The organism is Clavibacter zhangzhiyongii (assembly GCF_014775655.1).
Lineage (GTDB): Bacteria > Actinomycetota > Actinomycetes > Actinomycetales > Microbacteriaceae > Clavibacter > Clavibacter zhangzhiyongii.
Genome location: NZ_CP061274.1, coordinates 2,982,578 through 3,004,881, shown reverse-complemented (window position 1 = coordinate 3,004,881; position 22,304 = coordinate 2,982,578). Strand labels below are relative to the sequence as shown.

Genomic DNA, 22,304 nt, shown 5'->3' with positions numbered 1-22,304 from the left:
CGGCCGCATCGCGCGGCCGGGCCCCTCGGCGTCGGTGAGTGGATCAGGCCGCGGGCACCGCGTCCGCGAGCCCGGCGTGCGCCGCGTGCTCCGGGTACAGCAGCGGCAGCTGGAGCGTGAGCCACGGGCTGAAGGCCCACGGCGTGTGGGCGACCGCGGGGATCAGCTCCTCGGGATCCGCCCACCGGTACTCGCCGACCTCCTCGGGCCGCGGATCCACCGGCGTGGCCGCGACGGCGCGGAACACCGGGCAGATCTCGTTCTCGACGACGCCCGCCGCGTCGGTCGCGCGGTACCGGAAGTCGGGCAGCGCGAGCTCGACGGACGCGAGGGTCAGCCCCAGCTCCTGCTCGGCGCGGCGGTGGACGGCCTCGACCATGTCCTCGCCCGGCGCGGGGTGCCCGCAGAACGAGTTGGTCCAGACGCCCGGCCAGGTGAGCTTGCCGATGGCGCGGCGCGTGACGAGGATCCGCCCCTCCGCGTCGAAGACGTGGCACGAGAACGCGAGGTGCAGCGCCGTGTCGCGGGTGTGGACGGTCGCCTTGGGCGCCGTCCCGATGGCCGTGCCGTCGTCGTCGAGGAGGACGACGAGCTCGGTGTGATGTGACATGCGCTCCCTGCTTTCCGTTACCCCCTCGATGTTAGGTTTCATCCGTGGACGCCACCAACCTCGCTGCCGTCTCCACATCGAGGCAGGCCCACGTGAACGGCGTGCTCGACGCGTTCTTCGCCCGGTCGCTCGTGCGGGCCGAGGCGATGGGCTCGGAGTACGTGAAGCTGTGGCGCACGCTCGAGTCGAACACGGCCGGCGGGAAGCGCTTCCGGCCCCGCATGGTCATGGCCGCGTACGACGGCCTCGGCGGGCAGGACGTGCGGGCCGCGGCCCACGTCGGCGCCGCGTTCGAGATGCTGCACACCGCGCTCATCGTCCACGACGACGTGATCGACCGCGACTTCACCCGGCGCGGCGGGCCCAACGTCTCCGGCGCCTACCGCGACATCGCCACCACCCAGGGCCTGCCCCAGCCGCTCGCCGAGCACCGCGGCATGTCGGCCGCCGTCATCGCGGGGGATCTGGCGCTCGTCAACGCGTACCGCCTCATCGACGCGAGCGGCGTGCGCGACCTCACCCGCTCGCACCTCATGGAGATCCTCGACGACGCCGTGTTCGCGTCGGCCGCGGGCGAGCTCATCGACGTCGAGTTCTCGCTCACCGCAGAGGTGCCGAGCGTGGAGGAGATCCTCCGCATGGAGCGCCTCAAGACCGCCGTCTACTCGTTCGAGGCGCCGCTGCAGGCCGGCGCCGTGCTCGCGGGCGCGCGCCCCGAGGTCGTGGCCGCGCTCGGCGACTTCGGCCGCGACATCGGCATCGCCTACCAGGTGGTGGACGACGTCCTCGGCGTCTTCGGCGACGAGGAGCAGACCGGCAAGACGAACCTCGGCGACCTCCGCGAGGGCAAGCGCACCGTGCTCATCGCGCACGCGGTCCGCTCGTCGGAGTGGCACGAGATCAGCGCGCTCGTCGGCAAGGACGACCTCTCCCGCGGCGAGGCCGCGCTCGTCCGCTCGGTGCTGGAGAGCTCCGGCGCCCGCGCCTACGCCGAGGGGCTGGCCCGCGACCTCGCGGTCGCCGCCGTCGCGCGCCTCGACGACCCGGTCGTGCCGGACGCCCTCCGCGCCGAGCTCGCGCCCGTCGCGGAGTCCGTGCTCGGGCGCATCCGATGACGCGTCGCGTGCCCGGTCGGCGCCGACCCGCCCCCGAGGCGCCCACCGGCCTCGAGAAGTACGACCGCGTGGCGCAGGACACGGCCTCCGTCGTGATCCGCCGCTACTCCACCTCCTTCGGGCTCGCCGCCCGCCTGCTCGGCCCGGACGTGCGCCAGCACATCGAGAACGTGTACGCGCTCGTGCGCATCGCGGACGAGATCGTCGACGGCGCCGCGGCCGGGGCGGGCGTGGATCCCGCGCACGTCGAGGCCCTGCTCGACGCCCTCGAGCAGGAGACCGAGGACGCGATGCTGCGCGGCTACAGCACCAACCTCGTCGTGCACGCGTTCGCCATCACCGCCCGCCGCGCCGGCTTCGGCGCCGAGCTCACCGCGCCGTTCTTCGCCTCCATGCGCATGGACCTGCGGCGGATGGAGCACACGCCCGCGTCCTTCACGGAGTACGTCTACGGATCCGCCGAGGTCGTCGGCCTCATGTGCCTGCGCGCGTTCCTCGTCGGCCACGCCACCACGCGCGCCGAGCGGATCCGGTTCGAGGAGGGCGCCAAGCGCCTGGGCGCCGCGTTCCAGAAGGTCAACTTCCTCCGCGACCTCGCCGCCGACCACGGCGCGCTCGGCCGCAGCTACTTCCCCGGCGTCGACGTCGCGACCTTCTCGGAGGCCGACAAGGAGCGCATCCTCGACGACATCGACGCCGACCTGCGCATGTCCGGCTCCGTCATCCCCGACCTGCCCGCCTCCAGCCGCCGCGCCGTCGCGCTCGCGCAGGGCCTGTTCGCGGAGCTCGCCGTGCGCCTGCGCGACACCCCCGCCGCCGAGCTGGCGCGCACGCGCGTGCGGGTGCCGGATCCCGTCAAGGCCCGCATCGCGCTCGCCGCGGCCACGGGCGCCGAGCCGTCCGGCGCCGACGGCCGCCTCGTGCGCCGCTCCCGCGCGCCCCGCGCCCACGGCGCCCGCCCTGCCCAGGCGCCCGCCCCCGCGCCGCGTCCCACCCCGTCCGACCCCGAGCAGCAGGAGAGCGCCATGACCGCACCCACCGCCATCGTGATCGGCGGCGGGATCGCCGGCCTCGCCTCCGCGGCGCTCCTCGCCCGCGACGGGTACCGCGTCACCCTCGTCGAGGGCCGCGACCAGGTCGGCGGCCGCGCGGGCTCCTGGGAGAAGGACGGCTTCCGCTTCGACCTCGGCCCCAGCTGGTACCTCATGCCCGAGGTGTTCGACCACTTCTTCAAGCTGCTCGGATCCAGCGCCGAGGAGCAGCTCGACCTCGTGCGCCTGCCCGGCTACCGCGTGCTCTTCGAGGGCGACCCCGAGCCCGTCGACATCCGCGACTCCCGCGAGGCCAACCTCGACCTCTTCGACAGCCTCGAGCCCGGATCCCGCCCGGCGATGGCCCGCTACCTCGACTCCGCGAAGGAGGTCTACGAGATGGCGAAGAAGCGCTTCCTCTACACGACCTTCGCCGACTACCGGCCGCTGCTGAAGCGCGACGTCGTCGCCCGCACGGGCACGCTCGCGAAGCTGCTGCTCACGCCGCTCGAGACGCACGTGGCCCGGTACGTGCAGGACCGCCGCCTCCGCCAGATCCTCGGCTACCCGGCCGTGTTCCTCGGCTCCTCGCCGAAGCTCGCGCCGAGCATGTACCACCTGATGAGCCACCTCGACCTCGAGGACGGCGTGCTCTACCCGCAGGGCGGCCTCATCACCGTCATCGACGCGATCGAGCGGGTCGCGCGCGCCGAGGGCGTCGAGATCCGCACGGGGTCGCCGGTCTCGCGCATCCTCACCGAGCCGACGACGGCGGGCCGGGCGCGGGCGCGCGGCGTGCAGGTCACGACCGACGCCGGCACCGAGACGCTGGAGGCCGACGTCGTGGTCTCCACCGCCGACCTGCACCACACCGAGACCGAGCTCATCCCCGAGGCGTTCCGCACCTACCCGCAGTCGTACTGGGACAAGGCCACCGCCGGCCCCGGCGCCGTGCTCGTGTACCTCGGCGTCCGCGGCGAGCTGCCCGAGCTGCACCACCACACGCTGCTGTTCACCGAGGACTGGGACGCCAACTTCTCGCAGATCTTCCCGCCGAAGGGCGGCGCCACCTCGGTGCCGGATCCCGCGAGCATCTACGTCTGCAAGCCCAGCGCCACCGACGGCTCGGTCGCGCCCGATGGCCATGAGAACGTGTTCATCCTCGTGCCGATCCCCGCCGACCCGACCATCGGCCGCGGCGGCGTCGACGGCGCCGGGGACGCGCGGGTCGAGGAGATCGCCGACCGGGCCATCCAGCAGATCTCCGACTGGGCCGGCATCCCCGACCTCGCCGAGCGCGTCGTCGTCCGCCGCACCTCGGGCCCCGGCGACTTCGCCGGGGACCTGCACTCGTGGAAGGGCACCATCCTCGGGCCCGCGCACACGCTCGCGCAGTCGGCCATGTTCCGGGCCGGCAACACCAGCAAGAAGGTCGACGGGCTGCACTACGCCGGCGGATCCACCATCCCCGGCATCGGCCTGCCCATGTGCCTCATCAGCGCCGAGATCCTCGTGAAGCGCCTCCGCGGCGACACGTCGACCGGACCCGGCGCCGAGCCCCTCGTGCGCACGGTCGGCCGCCCGGTGGTCTGATGGGGTTCGTCTACCTGGCGCTGCTCCTCGTCACCCTCGGCTGCATGATGCTGCTCGACCGGCGCTGGCGCCTGTTCTTCTGGCGCGACCGCATGGCCGCCGCCCTCACGACGCTCATCGGCGTCGTGTTCTTCCTGGCGTGGGACGTCGCCGGCATCTCGCAGGGCATCTTCTTCCGCGGCGAGACCTCCTTCATGACGGGGATCCTCGTGGGCCCGGAGCTGCCGCTCGAGGAGGTCTTCTTCCTCACGCTGCTCTGCTACCTCACGATGAACCTCGTCAACGGGTTCAGCCGCCTGGCCGACCACCACGTCGCCCGGGCGAGGGAGCGCGCGAACCGATGAGCTACCTCGTGCTCGACCTGCTGTTCCTGATCCCCGTCGCGATCGTCGGGTTCCTGTTCCGGCGCCTGCTGCTGCGCGAGGCGGCCGCCGTGCCGTACGGATCCAGCCGCTTCGACTACCCCGAGTACTACTGGTACCGGCGGATGCCCGTCGCGATCCTGCTCGTGATGACCCTGATCTTCGACAACATCATGATCCAGGTGGGCCTCGTCGGCTATGACCCCGACAAGCTCGTGGGCCTCATCCTCGGCGTCGCGCCCATCGAGGACTTCGCCTACGCGATCGCCGCCCTCGTGCTGCTGCCCGCGGTCTGGTACCTGCTGCGACGACGCCGCAGCGTGTCCGGCATCGAAGCGCATGAGTGACGTGCGCACGCGGCCCGGCGCCGCACGGATGCTGCGCACGATCCTCCTCTCCTCCCGCCCGCTCTCCTGGGTGAACACGGCCTTCCCGTTCGCGGCCGCGTACCTCACCGTGACGCGCGAGCTCGACCTCACTGCCGTGATCGGCACGATCTACTTCCTCATCCCGTACAACCTCGCGATGTACGGCATCAACGACGTCTTCGACCACGACTCCGACATGCGGAACCCGCGGAAGGGCGGCGTGGAGGGCGCCGTGCTCGCGCGCGCCATGCACCGGCCGGTGCTCATCGCGGTGCTCCTGACCAACGTGCCGTTCCTCGTCTACCTCGTGGCGGTGGGATCCGCCGTGAGCACCGGCGTGCTCGCCGTGAGCGCCTTCGCCGTGATCGCCTACTCGGTGAAGGGCCTGCGCTTCAAGGAGCGCCCGGTCCTCGACTCGCTCACCTCGAGCACGCACTTCACGTCACCGGCTGTCTACGGCATCGTGCTCGCGGGCGGCGTGTTCACGCCCGCGCTGTGGGCGGTCCTCGCGGCGTTCTTCCTGTGGGGGGTCGCCTCGCACGCGTTCGGCGCCGTGCAGGACATCGTGGCCGATCGCGAGGGCGGCATCTCCTCCATCGCGACCGTGCTGGGCGGGGCCGCGACCGTGCGGATCGCCGTGCTCGCCTACGCCGCGGCCGGCGTCGCGATCCTGTTCACGGGGCCGCCGGGCATGATCGCGGCCGTGCTCGTGATCCCGTACATCCTCAGCACCGCGCCCTTCTGGTCGATCCGCGACGAGGACGCCGAGGCCGCGAACCGCGGGTGGCGCCGCTTCCTCGGCCTCAACTTCTTCTCGGGCTTCGTCGTGACGATGCTGCTCATCGCGTACTGGGTGACGCCGGCGTGACGCGCTCCGGGCGTGCACCCGGCGGCCGGGCACCCGCTCAGTAGTGCGTCGGCATCATCCCCGCGACGAGCTCCCGGCGGCGGCGCGCGTGCTCGCCCGCGAAGGAGAGCAGCTCCATGTCGTGCTCGCGCATCCACGCGACCGCGGCCTCGAGCGTGACCGCGGTGGAGACCCACACGCGGCGTCCCGAGTCGTCGACCGCGTCGGCGTAGACCTCGAAGACGGGCGCGGATCCGGCGGTGCGGCAGGTGGGCACGACGTAGCCGAGGACGGGCTGCGACGCGACCTGGACGCGCCAGGCGCCCTGGTGGAAGCGGGCGTGCGGGTGGTGGTCGAGGGGCTCGGGCTCGCGGGTCATCGGTGCTCCAGGTGAGGGGACGTCGGTCGCGAGCACCCGGCCGTGCTCGTGGACGACGATAGGCTCGGCGTCCGACACCGGGGCCGTCGAGGCAAGATGGACGGACCCCCTCTCCATCCCCAGGAGCCCATGACACCGCCGATCCGCGTCCTCCACCAGGCCGTCCGCCCCTTCGTGGCGGCGAGCCTGCGCGGCGGCATCCCCACCCCGCTGACCGCGGCCGTGCCCACCGACGCGCCCGTCGGAGCGGTGCCGGGGCCGGATCCGGACCGGATCCTCGCGCTCGGCGGCATCGGCGGATCCGGCGTGGGGCTCCGCACGCACGCGGACGGCGTCGCCGCGCAGACGGCCCGCGCGCTCAGCGCCATCACCGGCCGCGGCGTCGAGTGGCGCACCGTGCCGCTCGCGGACCAGCACGTCACGGCCACGCAGGAGGCCGTGCGGCAGATCACCGAGCTGCACCGCTACGACGTCGTGCTCGTGATGCCCGGGGTCGCCGACGCGCTCGAGCTCGCGCGCATCACGCCCTGGGTCCACCGGCTCGAGGACCTGCTCGACCACCTCGTGGAGCAGACCGCGGACAACTCGATCGTGCTCGTGTCCGACGTGCCGCAGGTGTCGCAGTACGTGGAGGCCGGCTCGTTCGTGCGCGGGCTCTTCCGCGACCACGCGGCGTACATGTCCGCGCGCAAGGCCGAGGCGTGCGCCCGGTTCCCGCAGGCCGTCTCCCTCACGCTGCCGAACGCCGGGCCGGTCGACTTCGAGGACGGCGTGTTCCGCTACGCGTCCATGTACCGCCGCTGGGGCGAGCACGTGGGGCGCGTCATCGCTGACCTGCAGACGGAGCGCGGGGGGCAGTGACCGCGGCGCCGGCGGCCGCTGCCGCGACGGGCGCCGCGTGATGCGGCTGGCCGGTCGGGCCTAGCGCCCGCGTCGGCCGCCGCGCGGCGGGGGAGTGCGCTTCCCGCCCGCGCCGCCCTTCGGCGTCGCCTTCCCGCCGCCCGAGCCGCCCTTCCCGCCCGCGGCGCCCGGCTTCCCGGCGGCCTTGCGCGCGGTCTTCTGCGCGGCGGTCGGCTTCCGGCGGTCGCGCTCGTCGTCGTCGCGCTGCGACCGGGAGCTCGCGGCGGTGCGCCCGCGGACGATGCCCACGAGCTCCTCGATGTCGGGGGAGGCGTCGCCCTCGCGCCAGGCCACGGCGATCCGCGTCTCCGGCAGGTCGTGCACGGGCACCGCCACCACGTCCTTGCGCGCGTGCTGACGGCCGAGCGCGTGCGGCACGACCACGAAGCCGACGCCGGCGGCGACCAGCTCGACGGCGCTCGTGACGTCGTCGGGCATCGGCACCGGATCCGCCCCCGCCGTGCGACCCGGCCAGCCCGGCACCCGCTCGGCCGGCTGCAGCAGGAGGTCCTCCGCGAGGTCGGCGATCGCGATCGCGTCGGCCGTGGCGTGCGCGTGGTCCTTGGGCAGGATCGCCACCTGCACCTCGCCGTAGAGCGGCACGATCGTGAGGCCGCGCCCGTCGACGGGGAGGCGGAGGAACGCGACGTCGATGGATCCGTCGACGAGCGCGGGCGCGGCGTCCGGCTCGGCGAGCGGCACCACCCGCAGCGGCACGTCGGCGATGCGCTCGTCCCAGGCGCGGGTCCACTTGGCGACGGTGACGCCCGGGACGATCGCGACCACGAGCCCGCGGGGCGGCGCCTCGGCCTCTGCGGCCAGGCGCGCGTCCTCCGCGGCGATCGCGGCGCGCGCCTCCGCGAGGCGGGCCTCGCCGTCGGCGCTCAGGCGCGTGGGGCCGTCGTCGCGCACGAACAGCTCGACGCCCCAGAGGGCCTCGAGGTCGAGGATCGACCGGCTCACGGCGATGCGCGAGACGTTGAGGGCCTTCGCGGCGCGGGCGAAGTGCAGTTCGTCGGCGACGGCGGCGAAGTGCCGGAGGGCGGTCGGGTCGGCGTCCACGGGAGTCCCCTCGATGGCCCGCTCGGTGGTGGCGCGATGAGCGGCGGCGGGTCCGATCCAGGCTAGTGCAGGCCGCACGGGGACCCGACGGTACCCTGGGCACATGACGAGCCCCGGATCCAGCCAGACGATGAAGGCCGCGACCGCGGCGAAGAAGCTGGGCGTGCACCTCCCGGCGACCCCCGTGGAGTTCCAGGAGTCGACCCCGTCCCGCGCGGAGCTCGCCGAGATGCACGAGAACCCGCCGGAGTGGCTCGCCACGCTGCTGCGCGACGGCCCGCACCCGCGCCAGGTCATCGCCGGCAAGCTCGGCGTCTCCATCGCCGGCCTCGCCCGCGGCGGCGTCGACGAGGCGCTCACCACCGCGCAGATCAAGGCGCTGCTCGAGGCCCCGCCGCAGTGGCTGGTGCAGGAGCGCGCGACGCAGGCCGAGGTGCGCGAGGAGCAGATTCGGGTGAAGAACCGCGACGCCGGCCGCGCCGCCATGGCCGCCGAGCGCGAGCGCCAGGAGGGCACCGGCGGATCCCGCCGCTGACCGCCCCCGCTCGTCGCTGAGCGGCTGGGCCGGGGACCGCGCCCGCTCGCCCCCCGGTCCGCGTGAGAGCCTTGCTCGCGTGACCAGTCCGAACGCCACGGCACGCCGCCGACACGCCGCCGCCGACGCCGCGACCGCCGCCCCGGATCCCGCGCCCGGCCGCCCCGCGACCGTCACCGGATCCCGCGTCCCCGGCACGGTCGGCTCCGTGGTCGTCGCCGCGCTGGTCACCGCCGTCTACGTGCTCTACTCGGCGCTCGAGTGGCGCCGCTTCACCGTGAAGTCGTGGGACACCGGCATCTTCGCGCAGCTCGCGCACGACTACGCGCGCCTCCAGGCGCCGCTCGTCTCCATCAAGGGCGACGGGTTCAACCTCATGGGCGACCACTTCCACCCGATCCTCGTGCTGCTCGGCCCGGTCTACGCCGTGTGGCCGCACGCGTTCGCGCTCCTCGTGGTGCAGGCCGTGCTCATCGGCATCTCCGTGGTCGGCGTCGGCCGCCTCGCGGGCCGCGTGGTCGGCCGCTGGGGCGCGATCGCGGTGGCGGCCGCGTACGGGCTCAGCTGGGGGATCCAGGGCGCCGTCGCCTTCCAGTTCCACGAGATCGCGTTCGCGCTCCCGCTGCTCGCCTTCGCGCTCGACGCCGTGATCGCCCGCCGCGCCCTCGCCGCCGCCCTCTGGGCCGCGCCGCTCGTCTTCGTGAAGGAGGACCTCGGCCTCACGGTCGCGGTGCTCGGCGCGATCCTCGCCCTCACGCTGCACCGCCGCATCGGCATCGCGCTCGCCGGCTGGGGCGTCCTCTGGTTCGCGCTCGCCACCGCCGTGATCCTGCCGGCCTTCAACCGGGAGTCCCGCTGGGACTACGCCTCCAAGCTCGACGCGGGCGGCGCCCTCGCGGATCCGCTCGGCACGGTCGTGGGGCTCCTCGCCGCCCCCAAGCTCGAGACGGTCGCGTTCCTCCTGATCGCGGGTGCGCTGATCGCCGTGCGCTCGCCGCTGCTCCTGCTCGTGGTGCCCACGCTCGCCTGGCGCTTCCTGTCGCCCACCGAGTCGTACTGGGCGCCCGGCTACCACTACGACGCGGTGCTCATGCCGATCGTCTTCGCCGCCGCGATGGACGGCGTGGTCCGGGCGCGGGCCGGCCGCCAGCGCTGGCTGCGCACGGCGTCGCGCGCGACCGTGCCGCTGATCGCCGTGGCCGCCGTCGCGCTCCTCGTCCGCTCGCCCATGGCCGAGCTCGCGAAGCCCGCCATCTGGCAGCCCGCGCCCCGGGCCGCGCAGGCGCAGGCCGCGCTCGACCAGGTGCCCGCGGGCGCGAGCGTGCTCAGCGACATCGGCCTCATGTCGTACCTCGTCGACGACCACGAGGTCTTCTGGCTCGGCAACCCGGGCAACCCGGCGCCGGAGTACGTGGTGATCGACACGGTCGGCGGCGGCCTCGGCCAGGGCGCCCTCAACGCCGACCAGTACGGCGAGGCGACGCAGGCGGGCACCGTCTACGAGATCGTCTACGCCGATGCGGGCTACCAGGTGGCGCGCCGGACCTCGTAGGCGACCGGCACGATCCGGGACGGCGCGCGAGGCCCGACACGCGCGGAGGCCGGGCGCTCCCCCGAGCCGCCCGGCCTCCGCATGCGCGCCCGCGAGGAGCGCCCCGACCTAGATCGGGATCGCCGCCGTGAGCACGCCCACCGCGAGCATCACGAGCGACACCAGCACGGCCCGCCACAGCACCTTGCGGTGGTGGTCGCCGAGGTTCACGTCGGCCAGCGACACGAGCAGCAGGATCGCCGGCACGAGCGGGCTCTGCAGGTGCACGGGCTGCCCGGTGATGGACGCGCGGGCCATCTCGACGGGGTCGATGCCGTAGTTCGCCGCGCTCTCCGCGAGCACCGGGAGCATGCCGTAGTAGAAGGCGTCGTTGCTCATGAAGAAGGTCATCGGGATGCTGAGCACGCCGGTGATGACCGCGAGGCCCGGGCCGAGCGCGTCCGGGATGATCGTGACGAGCCAGGCCGACATCGCCGACACCATGCCCGTGCCGTTGAGCACGCCGATGAGGACGCCCGCCGCGAGCACCATCGAGACCACGCCGACCACGCTGGGCGCGTGCGCCGCGATGCGCTCACCCTGGTCCTTGAGGACGCGGAAGTTGAAGATCAGCGCGATGGCCGCGCCGACCATGAAGACGTAGGCGAGGGGCAGCTGGTCCATGATCAGCAGCGCGAGCACCACGAGCGTCAGGCCGAGGTTGAACCAGATCAGGCGGGGGCGCAGGGTGTCGCGGTCGGGGTCGAGCATCGTGGTGCCGAGCGTGGAGACGGCGGCCGTCTCGGCGCGGACGAGCGCCGGGGCCATCGTGATGAGGCCGCCGCGCGGGGTCGCGGGGGCGCCGCGACCGGCGCGCCACCAGCCGGATCCGCCGGTGGATCCACCGGTGCCGCCCGTGCCGCCGGCCGCGTCGAGCCCGCCCTCGGCCCGCGCCTCGCCGAGCGCGGCCAGACGGCTGCGCTCACGGAGGCCCATGGTCCAGGCGAAGATCATGACGAGCGCGATGCCCACGAGGAGCGACGGGATCATCGGCACGAAGATGTCGGTCGGCGAGACCTTGAGTGCCGCCGCCGCGCGGACGGTGGGGCCGCCCCACGGGACGATGTTGAGCGTGCCGTTCGCGAGGCCGGCGGTGCACGTGAGCACGACCGGGCTCATGCCGAGCTTGCGGTAGATGGGCAGCATGGCCGCCGTCGTGACGATGAAGGTCGTCGATCCGTCGCCGTCGAGCGAGACCGCGGCCGCGAGGATCGCCGTGCCGAGCACGATCTTCGCCGGGTCGCCGCCCGCGACGCGGAGGATGAGGCGCACCAGCGGGTCGAAGAGGCCGACGTCGATCATGATGCCGAAGTAGATGATGGCGAACATCAGCAGCGCGGCCGTGGGGGCCAGGTCGCCGAGCGCCTCGATGACCATGTCGCCGATGCCGAGCCCGGCGCCCGCGAAGAGGCCGAAGATCGTCGGCACGAGGATGAGGGCGACCATGGGCGTGAGCCGCTTGGTCATGATGAGCGCCATGAAGGTGAGGACCATGGCGAAGCCCAGGAATACCAGCACGTGTGACTCCTTCGTCGGTGGGCGGGACGCCCGGCTGAACACCACACGCTAGGTCGGCTTCCCCGCGCCGTCGCGCTTGTGCCGCTTCATCGCGATAGTGCACGTAGACGACGTTCTGCGCATTATGCTCACCAGGTGGATCGGGCGACGGGGCGACGGCGGGCGGGGCTCGACTTCGCGCGGCGCACGCTCGTCCTCCAGCTGCTCGTCGTGCTCGTGGTGGTCGGCATCGCGACCATCGCCTACGGCCTGCTCAGCTCCTCCGAGAACCGCGAGGAGGCGCAGGCGACGGCGCTCGCGATCGCGCGGACGGCCGCCGAGGATCCCGCGCTCCGGGCCGCCGTGACGGCCGAGACCGCGGATCCCGCGACGGCCACCGCCGCGGACCTCGCCGACGGGCCCGTGCAGCGCACCGCCGAGGCCGTGCGGCAGCGCACGGGCGCGCTGTTCGTCGTCGTGACCGACGACCGCGGGCTGCGGCTCGCGCACCCCGACCCCGCCGAGCTCGGGCAGCTCGTGAGCACGGATCCGACGGTCGCGCTCGCGGGTCGCGAGGAGGTGACGTGGGCCACCGGCACGCTCGGGGAGTCCGCGCGCGCGAAGGTGCCGGTGCGGGCGCGGGAGGCGGTCGACGCTCCGGACGACGGATCCGGCCGGGTCGTCGGCGAGGTCAGCGTCGGCTTCGCGGCGGCGACCGTGCGCGACTCCATCGGCGTCGACGTGGCCGCCATCGCGGTGGTCGCGCTGCTCGCGCTCGGCGTCGGGGCGGTGGCCAGCGGGATCCTCAGCCGCCGCCTCGCGCGCCTCACCCTCGGCCTCCAGCCCTCAGAGCTCGCGGGCCTCGTGCAGGACCAGGCGGCCGTGCTCTCGGGGGTCGGCGAGGGCGTGCTCGGCCTCGGCACCGACGGCCGGGTCACCGTCTGCAACCCGCGAGCCGCCGAACTGCTCGGCCTCGCGGATCCGGTGGGCCGCACGCTCGACGAGCTCGGCGTCGCGCCGGTGCTGCGGGAGGCGGTCGCGCAGGCGCGGGCCGGAGCGTCGTCCGGCGCCGCCGCCGGATCCCCGTCGCTGCGCGCGGTGGTCGACGACCGGCTCCTCTTCGTGGACGTCGCCCGCGTCGCCCGCGACGGGCGCGACCTCGGCGCGGTGATGGTGCTGCGCGACGAGACCGACATCGAGGCGATGAGCCGCCGCCTCACCGCCGTCACCGCGATGTCCACGGCGCTCCGCGTGCAGCGGCACGAGTTCGCCAACCGCCTCCACGTCGTCCGCGGCCTCGTCGCGACCGGCCGCGTGGACGAGGCCGAGAGCTACCTCGCGGGCGTGCTCGAGCAGGGGCCCGTGGCGTTCCCGACGGTCGACGCCGGCCTCGTCGACGAGCCCTACCTGCAGGCGTTCCTCGGCGCGAAGGCCATGGAGGCGGAGGAGCGGGGCGTGGCGCTCCGGGTGGGACCGGGCACCCTCGTGCGCGGGATCCTGGTGCGGCCCGAGGAGGTCACCACCGTCCTCGGCAACCTCGTCGACAACGCGATGCACGCGGCCGTGCGCGGATCCCGCCCCGACAGGTGGGTGGAGGTGGAGGCGCTCGACGACGGCGTCGACCTGCACCTGGCGGTCTCCGACTCGGGGGACGGGCTCGGGTCGGCGGACGTCGCGGGCATCTTCCGCCGTCGGCCCGACGACGTGGACGGGGCCGCGGGGGCGCTCGCCGCGGGCGGGGGCGCGGATCCCCCGCACGGCCTCGGCTTCGGCCTGCCGCTCGTGCGCGACATCGCGCGGCGCGACGGCGGCGACGTGTGGGTCGCGGATCCCGGCGGCCCGCCGCCTCGTGCGGACGCCGGCGCCGTGTTCTGCGCGCGCCTCGCCGGTGTGGTGGAGCCGCCCGACGGGGATCCGCCCGCCCCCGCCGACCCTTCCGACCCCCACCCCCGCGGAGACCGCGCATGACCGACGACCTCACCGTCCTCGTCGTCGACGACGACTTCCGCATCGCGCGCCTGCACGAGGGCATCGTGGAGCAGGCGCCCGGGTTCCGCGCCGTCGGCACCGCGGGCAGCGTGCGGGCCGCGCTCGCCGTGCTCGACACGTCCCGCCCCGACCTCGTGCTCCTCGACGCGTACCTGCCCGACGGCAGCGGCGTCGACCTCGTGCGGCGCATCGAGCCCGACGTGATCCTCGTCACGGCCGCCGACGACCCCGCCACCGTCCGCCGCGCCCTCCGCGGCGGCGCGGTCTCCTACCTCGTGAAGCCGTTCGCGCCCGAGCTGCTCACCGCGCGGCTCGCGGCCTACGCGGCCTTCCGCGCCGGCCTCGCGAGCGACCGTCCGCTCGACCAGGCCGGCATCGACCGCGCCATCCACGCGCTGCGGCCCGGCCGGGTCTCCGCGCGCGAGCGCCCGGCGACGGAGCAGGCCGTGCTCGACGCCCTGTCCTCATCCGACGAGGAGCTGAGCGCCCCCGAGATCGCGGAGCGCGTCGGCGTCTCCCGCGCCACCGCGCAGCGCTACCTCGGCGCCCTCGCGCGCGACCGCGTGGTCGACGTGCAGCTCAACTACGGATCCACCGGCCGCCCCGAGCACCGCTACCGGATCCTGCGGCCGCGGTGAACGCACGACGTCCCGGCTCCGCGGATGCGGGGCCGGGCAGCGTTCCCCGGCTGCATCACCGCCCGTAGGATCCCCCGCGTCCCAGGTCATCCGCTCCCAACGCATCCACCATGACGCGGTCGTGAGTGGCGAAACGGTCACCACCGTGCGCTGGGAGAAGAAACTGCACGTTGGGGCGGCGCCGTTTGTTTTCAACCGGCATCTCCTACCCTCGTGCCCGTCACGGCACGGGTTACCTTCGGGCGGCGGCACCTGCTTTCGGAGCTCACGCCGGAGGACACGGACCTGAAGCCGGACCCGGACCTGACCGTGTTCGCAGAGCAGCTCCGCGCGGACAACTACTGACCAAGGATGCCGGCGTCGGCCTCCGTCACGGCCGCGGAGCTCGAGATGCAGGGTACGACTGCCGAGGCTTAACCCAAGGACGGCCCGGCCGCGCCACGAGGCGAACGACCGAGCTGCGAGGCGATGCGCAGGAACGCATCAGCTCCCGACAGCTACCGGAAGCGGCACCTTTCTGGATCCACTCGATGCAAGGAACACCGCTAACGGGTCCAGGTAGGCGTCGGCATGGGCCTGAGTCTTGTATCGAAGGAGAAGCGGAGAACGTCCGTCATCGCATACCCCCGTGACGGGGGAGTTGTGCGGTTTCAAAAAACTACGGATAATTAAAACACCTCCGTTTGCCTGATCAATTAGCCACCCGCATTCGATAGGCATACCCATGGCTAGATTGGTGACGAGATATCATGACTCCTGGTTCGTTCAGCATTCCCCCGTTCGTGGGTGCAAGCCGTCTAGCTTATGTGAGCGACCTTCTATCAAGCTTCAATCGACTCGGCTCTGAGGGAACGGGTCAGTGGATTCACCTTGATGCGCCAAGTGGTGCCGGAAAGACGCGAATAGTTCAACAGTTCTATAAGGAAATCGCATCTAAGCATCAACAAACTTCGGCATATTGGCCTCCTCTGATTACAGAGGATTCCACTGAATTGACCGAGGATCAACACGCTAGAGCACGTAAAGCAACGTTTCCAATGTTTCCGCACGTCCCCGGCTCTCTCCCGCAGTTCATGTGGTGGGGAATCACTGCGACTACCCTGACCGCATCGAGGGGCAACTCTGCGCACCAAGCATTTCACCAATGGCTCGCCCACGCGCCCTATATAGCAGAGCTAGTGCGCCAGAATACTTCGCGCCTTGATAGGTTAAAGACGACTATAAGCGGATCGACAGACGCGCTTGTTGACGAAATTGGCAACCTCGCATTGTCGGGTGCGACAGGTGCGATGGGTATTGATTTAGGTCTGGGAACAGGGCTCGCCTATGCCGCGCTAAAGCAGATTGCAACCAGCTCCGAAAGGGTAGAGGAGCGGAAGCGACTTGTCCGGGGGAGCGACGACATTCGCGAGGATATGTCGGTCGTACATGATCGTATTTACGATGTCTTGATGCGCTCGATTGGCCCGAAGCTGCCTACGGTTATCTTCATTGAAGATGCTCATTGGGGGGACTCCAATCTACTCAACCTGATGACAAAGCTTGTAGAGTCTAATCCGTACGTCATGGTCATATCCACAGCCTGGCCTGAACAAGCTTCAGATTCCGCACTTGAGTCAGCGTTGCGGGAAGCTAAGGCAATCAATCTTTTTGATCAGAACCAGGAGGTGGCGCGGGTATCTGCAAACCTAGCGCTCGAGGAGGACGCGCGTTATGCAATACTCCGACACTACTTTCCTAATGTGGAGTCAAGTACGGCGAAAGCGATTGTCAAACTATACTCAAACCCTCTTGAGTTGACTCTTTTCGGTCTCTGGCGGCGCTACCACGAGCAGTTTCCATCCGGAGATCTAAAGCTGTCAAGCGAGGCCATCGAGGAGTTGCCCTCGACAGTGGCTGGCCTGTATCGGGGACTGTGGCAAGAGCTCGACAATGGCCATAAGCGTATGTTTTCACTTCTGGCACATGTTACGAAGGGAGTCGACGAAGGTTTAATTCAGGGCGCAAAGGCGTGGATCGCCAATGATATTTCTGCTGCCTTCGGGGCTGTCGACTTCCAGATTGATTTTGACGAGTCTGAGAGCGGGGTGGAGGCTCTGCTGCTTCAGGCGCCCACCTGGATTTCTTCCCTCGGCTCTGGCGTATACGTGTTTTCCAGCTCGGCGCAAGCGCAAGTGGCCGAGGAAGATAACCAGTTCTTTTCAAAGAGCCAACACGCGGGCTTCCGAGACGCATTACTGAAATTAACGATCGAAGCTGTACATAACGGATTATATCGCAATCCTGCCCAAGCGTCGGCCGCCTCGCAATTTGTTATAGCTATGTATGAAGCGGGTTTGGTGGAGGACCGCGAGGCCGTGCTAGAAGCAGGGGCTATATGGGTCGATTATCTAGATCGCTCCCCTGGTAATTCGGCACGTAAAATCAATGTAGCGTCAAGTCTGACGTCGGAAATCGATTCAGATTCCTTGGCGTACTGGGTGCTTACGTTTTATCGGGCGCAGGCGCTGCAGGAAAAAGGCTCTTATGCCGAGTCGGCAAGTGCGTTCGAGGCGATCATGAATACCGCAGACATTCAGGAGAAGCTAGGCGAAGCTTTCTGGTACCGACTGCTCTCTGCGTACGCGCAAACCTTGATGAAGGGTAGACGCCTTCAGGAGGCGAAAGATATTTTTGCGTTCTTGGCCTCAACGGGCGACGACAATTTTGTCAATTGGACTAATTACGCCGCGGTCCTGCAGGCTGAGGACAAATATCAGGACGCGGCGGACGTCCTTGAAGAGCTACTCGAAACGGCATTAGAAGAAGATGTCCCCAATGAGTATCACATATTCGCACTGCGCGCTAACCTCGGGCCTGTTTATGCCAAGCTTATGAGGACCGATGAAGCCATCGCGTCACTCCAGGCGGCTATTGCAATGGACTCAGAAGCGTTAGATAGGCGGGCGCGTCAACAGCTTCCAGTGGTGAGAAATAGCCTAGCCGGGGCCATGCAGGCCCATAAGTTGCATGCTGAGGCGCTTGCTCTGTTTGAACAGCTCGCGAATCAGTTTGCGGAAGAATGGGGGCCGGATCACCCCAATACGCTTCTAGCGGAAAGTAACGCTGCTACCGCGCTATTCGATCTGAAGCGTTTTGCTGAATCCATGGCGCTTTTGGACTCGCTACTACCCCGGATCCGGAATATCTTAACTGAGGACAGTCGAGAGTTCATGGTTGCATACCACTATCAAGCACGGTGCCTGGATGAACTTGGCGACTCGGAAGCGGCCGCGGTGATGCACGAGCGTAACCTGGCCCATCGGACCGACGTTCTTGGACAATTCCATATCGAGACGTTGATTTCGGGGCACTATGCCGGGGTTGCTTACCGTAACGCGGGTCAACCGTATAAAGCTATCAAGCAATTTGCTGCTACTTTGCGGGACAGGGCAGTCTCTCTAGGGAGTTGCCATTTCGAGACTGAAAACACGCGCCACGAACTGACTACCCTATATGTGTCCGAAGGAATGCCGGGGCCAGCCCTCAAATACGCACAACAAACCCTCGATTGCCGGGTGGCCAAAATGGAACCAGAAGTTCGCAACCTGTATACCTCGCGCCTCGAAGACCTAGAAGATATGCGCAGGTCTTCGCGTAAATCGGACGCGCTAATTGCGACTTGTGAACTGCTGCTGGAATTAGGGCCTAAGTAGTTGGTTATAAAACAAGGGACCGAACCCGACCAGTAATCAGCTCCCGACGGCCACCGGCAGCGGCACCTCGTCGGCGGCGAGCTCCTCGCTCGTGGCGCCGAGGACCTCGCGGACGGACGCGCGGATGATGGCGAGCCCCTCCTCGACCTCGTCGTCGGTGATGGTGAGCGCGGGCAGCACCTTCATGACCGTGCCGCCGGCGCCGCTCGTCTCCATGAGCATTCCGCGCTCGAACGCCGCCCGGCAGACCGCGCCCGCGAGGTCGCCCGAGGGGAACTCGATGCCGCGCGCGAGGCCGCGGCCGCGCACCTTGAGCGTCATGCCGGGGGCCGCCTCGGCGGCGATCTCGGTGAAGACCTCGTGGATCCGCTCGCCCTTGCGCAGCGTGGACGCCTCGAGCTCGCCGTCGGCCCAGTACTGGCGCAGCGCCTCGGCGCCCGTGAGGAACGCCGGCGCGATGCCGCGGAAGGTGCCGTTGTGCTCGCCCGGCTTCCACTGGTCGAGCTCCGGCTTGAGGAGCGTGAGGGCCATGGGCAGGCCGTAGCCGCCGATGGACTTGGAGAGCGTGACGATGTCGGGGACGATGCCCGACTCCTCGAAGCTGAAGAAGCCGCCGGTGCGGCCGCAGCCCATCTGCACGTCGTCGACGATGAGCACGATGCCGTGGCGCGTGCACAGGTCGCGCAGGGCGCGGAGCCACTCGGCGCTCGCGACGTTGATGCCGCCCTCGCCCTGCACGGTCTCGACGATGACACCGGCGGGCTTGTCGAAGCCCGAGCCCGAGTCGTCGAGCAGCTTCTCGAAGTACGCGAGGCTGTCGGTCTCGCCGCCGAGGTAGCCGTCGAACGGCACCGCGACGGTGTGCTGGAGCGGGTGGCCGGCGCCGCCGCGCTTGAGCGCGTTGCCGGTGACCGCGAGCGCGCCCTCGGTCATGCCGTGGAACGAGTTGGTGAAGTGCACGATCGTGGTGCGGCCGGTGACCTTGCGCGCGAGCTTCAGCGCGGCCTCGACCGCGTTGGCGCCGCCCGGGCCGGGGAACATGATGCGGTAGTCGAGCCCGCGCGGCTGGAGGATGACGTCCTGGAACGTCTGCAGGAAGTCGCGACGCGCCTCCGTGAACATGTCGAGGGAGTGCGTGACGCCGTCGCGGAGGATGTAGTCGACCAGCTTCTGCTTGAGCGCCGGGTTGTTGTGCCCGTAGTTGAGGGCGCCCGCGCCGGCGAAGAAGTCGAGGTAGCGGTCGCCGTCGGCCGTGAACATCTCGCTGCCCACGGCGCGGTCGAACACGACCGGCCAGCCGCGGCTGTAGCTCCGGACCTCGGACTCCATCTGCTCGAAGATCGTCATGCCGTCTCGCTCCTTGATGCTCAGCGGCGACCTCGGTGGGTCGCCTCACGTCGGGCGGGCTCGTGGCTCCGGGCGACGGGGAAGGGGCTGCGATGCGCAGCCCCTCCATCGTCGCACCTCCTCCCGACATCGCAGGAATCCGGCACGTGGGGGATCTCGATAGGGTCGCGACATGGCCGCATCCGGGGACGTCGATCCGCTCCGGGCCCCGGGGACCGCGATGCTCGACGTCGGCGGCCGGCAGGTGCGGCACCGGGTGACCGGCGCCGGGGATCCGCTCCTCCTCCTGCACGGCATCGGCCGCAGCCTCGAGGACTGGGACGAGCAGCACGCGCGCCTGTCCGACGGCCACGAGCTGCACAGCCTCGACCTGCCGGGCTTCGGCTGGTCGGATCCGGTCGACGGTCCCACCACGCTCGAGTCCCTCGCCGACGCCCTGCCCGCGTGCCTCGACGCGGCGGGCGTGACGGGTCGCGTGACGGTCGTCGGCAACTCGCTCGGCGGCGCGGTGGCCATGACCCTCGCGGTGCGGCACCCGGATCGCGTGCGCGCCCTCGTGCTCGCCGACAGCGCGGGCTTCGGCCGGCAGGTCACCGTCGGCCTCCGGATGCTCGCCTTCGATCCGCTGGCGACCCTCCTCATGCGGCCGACGCCCGGCAACTCGCGGCGCTCGACCCGCACGATCTTCCACGACCCGGCGCTCACCACCGACGAGCGCGTGCGGCACGCGCAGCAGCTGTCGGCCCGGCCGTCGCACGCCGCCACGATGCTCGACATCGCGCGCGACCTCGGCACGGTGCGCGGGGTGAGCTCGCGCTGGCGCCGCCCGCTGGTCGAGGGCGTGCGGGAGTCGGGCCTGCCGGTGCTCGCGGTCTGGGGCGACCGCGACCGGATCCTGCCGCCCGCGCACCTCGCGGCCGTCGCGCGGGAGCTGCCCGACGCGCGCACACGGCTCATCCCCGATTGCGGGCACATGCCGCAGATCGAGCGGCCGGACCTGTTCGCCGCGCTGGTCGAGGACTTCCTCGCGTCGCTGCCGGGCTGATGCGGACCGGCCCCGTGCGACCCGACCGGCCGTCGCGAAGGGCGACCGCGCCCCACAACTGGGGGACCCCGCTATTCCCAAGGTGCTGAATACTCGGACCGGGCTCACCCGCGCCGTTCTGAGGCGACGCCCCTCACCCTCCCGCTCATTCGAGAAAGATCAGCCATGTCCGCACCCGCCCCGTACGCGCCTGCCCCCGCGCCCGCTCCCGCCGCTCCCAAGCAGAAGAACACGATCGGCCTCATCGCCCTGATCCTCGCCGGGATCGGCTTCCTGTTCGGGGTCATCCCGCCGCTCTCGGGGCTCGCGTGGATCTTCTTCATCCCCGCGATCGTGCTCGCGATCATCGGCCTCACCCGCAAGGGCCAGGCCAAGGGGACCTCGATCAGCGCGCTCATCCTCGCGGTCGTCGGCTGGATCGTGGCGATCATCGTCGCCTCGGTGACCATCCTGGGTGCCGTCGGCACGGCGATCGAGGAGAGCGACACGGCTCCGTCCGCCGCGTCCGAGGCCAGCGAAGCCGCGGAGGCCCCTGCTGCTGAAGCACCCGCAGAGGAGGAGGGCGTCCAGGAGGCGGCCATCGGCGACACGGTGACCACAGGCGACGGGATCGCCTTCACCGTTCGCGGCATCGAGTGCGGCCTCGCCGAGGCCGGGGACAACGAGTACCTGAAGGAGACGGCCAAGGGCCAGTTCTGCAAGGTGGACTACCGCATCGACAACGGCGGCTCGGACTCCATCAACCTGCTGTCCAACGACGTCAAGGGCTACATCGGCGAGAGCGCCTACGACACGAACGGCTCGGTCAGCACCTTCGGGGGCGACCTCTTCAGCACCGATGTGAACCCGGGTCTGGGGACCGACAACACGGTCTACATCGACATCCCGGCCGGTGCCGCGCTCGACTACATCGAGTTCCGCCCGACCTTCAGCTTCGACAACGCGGTGGTCGTCCGCGCATCCTGACCCGTGAGGACGGCGGAGGGGGCGGTGACCACGTGGTCACCGCCCCCTCCGCCGTTCGTCACTCAGGAACGGTCGGCGCTCGTGTCCGCCTCGTCCTCGTCCTCGTCGACGTCCACGGTGATGGCGCCCGCCTCGGCCGCGGCCTGCGCGTGCCGGCCGGCGGGGGAGAGCACCTGCTCGTGGCGGGCGGCGAGGGCCTCGAGGCCGTCGTGCGCGGCGACGCGGACGGAGGTGTCGGGATCGGTCAGCGCGCGGCGGATGACCTCCTCGTCGGACGGGCCGCCGACGGCGCCGAGCGCGCGCAGGGCGGCGCCGCGGACGCGGGCGTTCTCGTCAGTGACGAGCACGGTGAGGGCGCGCACCAGCGGCAGCTGCCGGGTGGCGACGACCTTGGCGCACGCCTCGCGGACGCGCCAGGCGCGGTTGGTGAGGTTCTTCTCGACGACCTTCGCGGCCTCCGGGGTCCACGCGTAGAGGAGCGCGCGCGCGCCCCAGGCCTCGGGCCAGTAGAGGGGAGGCGCGCCGTTGAGGATCCCGCGGGCGTGGCGCCCGCCGACCAGCAGCAGGAAGTCGTCGCCCTCGTACAGGCCGTCCAGCAGGCCCATCGCCCGCAGGGCGACCTCCCGCTCGCTCGTGCGCGCCACCGCGTCGCTCATGCGCGTCGCGAGGGAATCCTCGCGACGGCGGGGGTCATCTCCGTCAGCCATGGGCCCCACCGTATCGGCTGCGGCAGG

Annotated in this window: 20 protein-coding genes; 14 read left to right on the top strand and 6 right to left on the bottom strand. The window is 70.7% G+C overall.

Annotated features, from left to right (window positions below):
- Positions 1-43 precede the first annotated feature (43 nt).
- The gene (gene idi / locus H9X71_RS14305) at positions 44-610 is read right to left on the bottom strand and encodes an isopentenyl-diphosphate Delta-isomerase (RefSeq protein ID WP_191147672.1); all 567 of its coding nucleotides are present in this window, start codon (positions 608-610) and stop codon (positions 44-46) included.
- A 44-nt stretch (positions 611-654) separates the two neighbouring features.
- On the opposite strand from idi, the gene H9X71_RS14300 reads away from it, so the two are divergent.
- From H9X71_RS14300 to H9X71_RS14280, 5 genes are read left to right on the top strand one after another with little or no spacing between them, the layout of a single operon-like run.
- On the top strand, positions 655-1,725 hold the full coding sequence (locus tag H9X71_RS14300; RefSeq protein ID WP_244961661.1) for a polyprenyl synthetase family protein: 1,071 nt from the start codon (positions 655-657) through the stop codon (positions 1,723-1,725).
- Positions 1,722-4,349, top strand: a complete 2,628-nt coding sequence (gene crtI, locus H9X71_RS15090; protein WP_191147671.1) for a phytoene desaturase family protein — start codon at positions 1,722-1,724, stop codon at positions 4,347-4,349. Before H9X71_RS14300 ends, crtI begins: the two co-directional genes overlap by 4 nt.
- Entirely contained in the window at positions 4,349-4,693 is a 345-nt protein-coding gene (locus tag H9X71_RS14290) for a lycopene cyclase domain-containing protein (RefSeq protein WP_191147670.1), read from the top strand. The genes crtI and H9X71_RS14290 overlap by 1 nt, the downstream gene beginning before the upstream one ends.
- Positions 4,690-5,058, top strand: a complete 369-nt coding sequence (locus tag H9X71_RS14285) for a lycopene cyclase domain-containing protein (RefSeq protein ID WP_191147669.1) — start codon at positions 4,690-4,692, stop codon at positions 5,056-5,058. Before H9X71_RS14290 ends, H9X71_RS14285 begins: the two co-directional genes overlap by 4 nt.
- A complete protein-coding gene (locus H9X71_RS14280) occupies positions 5,051-5,947 on the top strand; it encodes a prenyltransferase (protein ID WP_191147668.1) in 897 nt (298 codons plus the stop codon). Before H9X71_RS14285 ends, H9X71_RS14280 begins: the two co-directional genes overlap by 8 nt.
- Positions 5,948-5,984: 37 nt before the next feature.
- On the opposite strand, the gene H9X71_RS14275 is transcribed toward H9X71_RS14280, so the two are convergent.
- The gene (locus tag H9X71_RS14275) at positions 5,985-6,305 is read right to left on the bottom strand and encodes a hypothetical protein (protein ID WP_191147667.1); all 321 of its coding nucleotides are present in this window, start codon (positions 6,303-6,305) and stop codon (positions 5,985-5,987) included.
- Between the two features lie 129 nt (positions 6,306-6,434).
- Here H9X71_RS14275 and H9X71_RS14270 point away from each other — a divergent pair, with 129 nt between their 5' ends.
- Complete coding sequence (locus tag H9X71_RS14270; RefSeq protein ID WP_191147666.1) at positions 6,435-7,166, top strand: SGNH/GDSL hydrolase family protein; 732 nt, start codon at positions 6,435-6,437, stop codon at positions 7,164-7,166.
- Between the two features lie 60 nt (positions 7,167-7,226).
- Here the strand turns inward: H9X71_RS14270 and H9X71_RS14265 are convergent, their stop codons facing one another.
- The gene (locus H9X71_RS14265) at positions 7,227-8,267 is read right to left on the bottom strand and encodes a LysR family transcriptional regulator (RefSeq protein WP_191147665.1); all 1,041 of its coding nucleotides are present in this window, start codon (positions 8,265-8,267) and stop codon (positions 7,227-7,229) included.
- A gap of 103 nt (positions 8,268-8,370) precedes the next feature.
- Between H9X71_RS14265 and H9X71_RS14260 the strand changes: the two genes are divergently transcribed.
- Together H9X71_RS14260 and H9X71_RS14255 are read left to right on the top strand one after the other, a co-directional pair.
- The gene (locus tag H9X71_RS14260; protein WP_191147664.1) at positions 8,371-8,802 is read left to right on the top strand and encodes a DUF5997 family protein; all 432 of its coding nucleotides are present in this window, start codon (positions 8,371-8,373) and stop codon (positions 8,800-8,802) included.
- A 79-nt stretch (positions 8,803-8,881) separates the two neighbouring features.
- Positions 8,882-10,354, top strand: coding sequence for a DUF2079 domain-containing protein (locus tag H9X71_RS14255; protein ID WP_191147663.1), 1,473 nt, complete (start codon positions 8,882-8,884; stop codon positions 10,352-10,354).
- A 108-nt stretch (positions 10,355-10,462) separates the two neighbouring features.
- On the opposite strand, the gene H9X71_RS14250 is transcribed toward H9X71_RS14255, so the two are convergent.
- Entirely contained in the window at positions 10,463-11,887 is a 1,425-nt protein-coding gene (locus tag H9X71_RS14250; RefSeq protein WP_244961947.1) for a CitMHS family transporter, read from the bottom strand.
- A gap of 159 nt (positions 11,888-12,046) precedes the next feature.
- Here H9X71_RS14250 and H9X71_RS14245 point away from each other — a divergent pair, with 159 nt between their 5' ends.
- The 4 genes from H9X71_RS14245 (at position 12,047) to H9X71_RS14235 (ending at position 18,212) form a co-directional block, all read left to right on the top strand.
- A complete protein-coding gene (locus H9X71_RS14245; RefSeq protein ID WP_191147661.1) occupies positions 12,047-13,858 on the top strand; it encodes a sensor histidine kinase in 1,812 nt (603 codons plus the stop codon).
- Positions 13,855-14,517 (top strand): response regulator transcription factor, encoded by a 663-nt coding sequence (locus tag H9X71_RS14240; RefSeq protein ID WP_191147660.1) that lies wholly within the window; start codon positions 13,855-13,857, stop codon positions 14,515-14,517. The genes H9X71_RS14245 and H9X71_RS14240 overlap by 4 nt, the downstream gene beginning before the upstream one ends.
- Positions 14,518-14,730: 213 nt before the next feature.
- Positions 14,731-14,862, top strand: coding sequence for a hypothetical protein (locus tag H9X71_RS15055; protein ID WP_280527977.1), 132 nt, complete (start codon positions 14,731-14,733; stop codon positions 14,860-14,862).
- A gap of 404 nt (positions 14,863-15,266) precedes the next feature.
- Positions 15,267-18,212, top strand: a complete 2,946-nt coding sequence (locus H9X71_RS14235; RefSeq protein WP_191147659.1) for a tetratricopeptide repeat protein — start codon at positions 15,267-15,269, stop codon at positions 18,210-18,212.
- A gap of 36 nt (positions 18,213-18,248) precedes the next feature.
- Here the strand turns inward: H9X71_RS14235 and ectB are convergent, their stop codons facing one another.
- Complete coding sequence (ectB, locus tag H9X71_RS14230) at positions 18,249-19,559, bottom strand: diaminobutyrate--2-oxoglutarate transaminase (RefSeq protein WP_191147658.1); 1,311 nt, start codon at positions 19,557-19,559, stop codon at positions 18,249-18,251.
- 172 nt (positions 19,560-19,731) lie between these two features.
- Between ectB and H9X71_RS14225 the strand changes: the two genes are divergently transcribed.
- Positions 19,732-20,604: an alpha/beta fold hydrolase gene (locus tag H9X71_RS14225; protein ID WP_191147657.1), complete on the top strand. Its 873-nt coding sequence runs from the start codon at positions 19,732-19,734 to the stop codon at positions 20,602-20,604.
- Positions 20,605-20,769: 165 nt separating this feature from the next.
- Positions 20,770-21,570 (top strand): DUF4352 domain-containing protein, encoded by an 801-nt coding sequence (locus tag H9X71_RS14220; protein ID WP_191147656.1) that lies wholly within the window; start codon positions 20,770-20,772, stop codon positions 21,568-21,570.
- Between the two features lie 62 nt (positions 21,571-21,632).
- On the opposite strand, the gene H9X71_RS14215 is transcribed toward H9X71_RS14220, so the two are convergent.
- Positions 21,633-22,277, bottom strand: a complete 645-nt coding sequence (locus H9X71_RS14215; RefSeq protein ID WP_191147655.1) for a HEAT repeat domain-containing protein — start codon at positions 22,275-22,277, stop codon at positions 21,633-21,635.
- Positions 22,278-22,304 lie beyond the last annotated feature (27 nt).

Excerpts from the sequence above, each read along its gene's own strand:
- ectB (WP_191147658.1), bottom strand. The coding sequence starts at position 19,559 with ATGACGATCTTCGAGCAGATGGAGTCCGAGGTCCGGAGCTACAGCCGC.
- H9X71_RS14220 (WP_191147656.1), top strand. The coding sequence starts at position 20,770 with ATGTCCGCACCCGCCCCGTACGCGCCTGCCCCCGCGCCCGCTCCCGCC.
- idi (WP_191147672.1), bottom strand. The coding sequence starts at position 610 with ATGTCACATCACACCGAGCTCGTCGTCCTCCTCGACGACGACGGCACG.
- H9X71_RS14285 (WP_191147669.1), top strand. The coding sequence starts at position 4,690 with ATGAGCTACCTCGTGCTCGACCTGCTGTTCCTGATCCCCGTCGCGATC.
- H9X71_RS14290 (WP_191147670.1), top strand. The coding sequence starts at position 4,349 with ATGGGGTTCGTCTACCTGGCGCTGCTCCTCGTCACCCTCGGCTGCATG.
- H9X71_RS14235 (WP_191147659.1), top strand. The coding sequence starts at position 15,267 with ATGACTCCTGGTTCGTTCAGCATTCCCCCGTTCGTGGGTGCAAGCCGT.
- H9X71_RS14215 (WP_191147655.1), bottom strand. The coding sequence starts at position 22,277 with ATGGCTGACGGAGATGACCCCCGCCGTCGCGAGGATTCCCTCGCGACG.
- H9X71_RS14275 (WP_191147667.1), bottom strand. The coding sequence starts at position 6,305 with ATGACCCGCGAGCCCGAGCCCCTCGACCACCACCCGCACGCCCGCTTC.
- crtI (WP_191147671.1), top strand. The coding sequence starts at position 1,722 with ATGACGCGTCGCGTGCCCGGTCGGCGCCGACCCGCCCCCGAGGCGCCC.
- H9X71_RS14250 (WP_244961947.1), bottom strand. The coding sequence starts at position 11,887 with ATGGTCCTCACCTTCATGGCGCTCATCATGACCAAGCGGCTCACGCCC.
- H9X71_RS14240 (WP_191147660.1), top strand. The coding sequence starts at position 13,855 with ATGACCGACGACCTCACCGTCCTCGTCGTCGACGACGACTTCCGCATC.
- H9X71_RS14260 (WP_191147664.1), top strand. The coding sequence starts at position 8,371 with ATGACGAGCCCCGGATCCAGCCAGACGATGAAGGCCGCGACCGCGGCG.
- H9X71_RS14225 (WP_191147657.1), top strand. The coding sequence starts at position 19,732 with ATGGCCGCATCCGGGGACGTCGATCCGCTCCGGGCCCCGGGGACCGCG.
- H9X71_RS14280 (WP_191147668.1), top strand. The coding sequence starts at position 5,051 with ATGAGTGACGTGCGCACGCGGCCCGGCGCCGCACGGATGCTGCGCACG.
- H9X71_RS14270 (WP_191147666.1), top strand. The coding sequence starts at position 6,435 with ATGACACCGCCGATCCGCGTCCTCCACCAGGCCGTCCGCCCCTTCGTG.